The following is a 1,452-nucleotide window of genomic DNA, read 5'->3' as shown; positions in this document are numbered from 1 at the left end:
TTAATAATGCACCAAATTATGCTAATAGGCGAGCCTTTGCCGCCCTTAAAGACGATGGCTCAATCACGGCGTGGGGTCATTCGGATTGGGGAGGTGCAAGTGCGCCCTCTGGTAGCGGCTATACTAAGATTTATTCAAATGCGCGTGCCTTTGCCGCCCTTAAAGCCGATGGGTCAATCACAGCGTGGAGTAACCCAAATTATGGAGGTACAGGTGCACCCTCTGGTAGCGGCTACACCAAGATTTATTCAACTAAGGACGCCTTTGCCGCCCTTAAGGCTGATGGCTCAATTGCGGTGTGGGGCGGGGCGGGAACTTGGGATGCACCCTCTGATAGTGGCTACACCAAGATTTATTCAAATACACGTGCCTTTGCCGCTCTTAAAGCCGATGGCTCAATCACGGCGTGGGGTGGAATAGGATATAAAGGATCATCGGGAGGCATAGGTGCACCCTCTGATAGTGGCTATACCAAGATTTATTCAACTCAGTATGCCTTTGCCGCTCTTAAAGCCGATGGCTCAATCACGGTGTGGGGTGGAGCTGGAACTTGGGGTGCACCCTCTGATAGTGGCTACACCAAGATTTATTCAACTAAGGACGCCTTTGCCGCCCTTAAAACCGATGGCTCAATCACGGTGTGGGGTGATACAAATCATGGAGGCACAGGTGCACCCACTGATAGTGGCTATACCGAGATTTATTCAAATAGGCATGCCTTTGCCGCTCTTAAAGCCGATGGATCAATTACAGCGTGGGGCTATTCGTATTGGGGAGGTACAGGTGCACCCTCTGATAGTGGCTATACCAAGATTTATTCAAATGCATATGCCTTTGCCGCCCTTAAAGCTGATGGCTCGATCACAACATGGGGTGACATAAAGAGTGGGGGCACAAACGCATCCAACGCACCCACCGACAAAGGTTATATCAAGATTTATTCAAGTGATAGCGCCTTTGCTGCCCTTAAAGCCGATGGCTCAATTACATCATGGGGTAACTTAGATAGTTCGTGGGGTGACGAGGACAAACACACAAACGCACCCACCGACAAAGGCTATACCAAGATTTATTCAAATGGATATGCCTTTAGCGCTGTTAAGCCCGATGGCTCAATCGGGACATGGGGTGACCCAGATTGTGGAGGTGCATATGCCTCTGTCTCTGGTTACAATCTAGCGCTTGGAAAACCTGCCACACAATCCAGCAATTACTATGAGACGGTTCGTTATCATGCCTCAAAAGCAGTTAACGGGGACACCCAAGGTGTTTGGTATACCAATAGCATAACCCACACCAAAAAGGAACAAGGCGCTTGGTGGCAAGTTGATCTAGGCAGTAAGAAAAACATCAATGAAATCATTATCTACAACCGCACTGATTGCTGCGCAAATAGACTAAGCAACTACCAAGTTAGTATTTCTGATAAGGCAGACTTCAGCACCCACATTT

General features: G+C 48.5%; 1 protein-coding gene. It reads left to right on the top strand.

Annotated elements, in window-relative coordinates; all coding sequences use genetic code 11:
* On the top strand, window positions 1-1,452 hold a 1,452-nt coding region (locus BAZSYMA_RS00585; RefSeq protein WP_195910024.1), incomplete at both ends, for a galactose-binding domain-containing protein.

Source organism: Bathymodiolus azoricus thioautotrophic gill symbiont (assembly GCF_001298715.1).
GTDB lineage: Bacteria > Pseudomonadota > Gammaproteobacteria > PS1 > Pseudothioglobaceae > Thiodubiliella.
The sequence above is the reverse complement of the archived record's forward strand: the minus strand, read 5'-3'. Positions and strand labels throughout refer to the sequence as shown.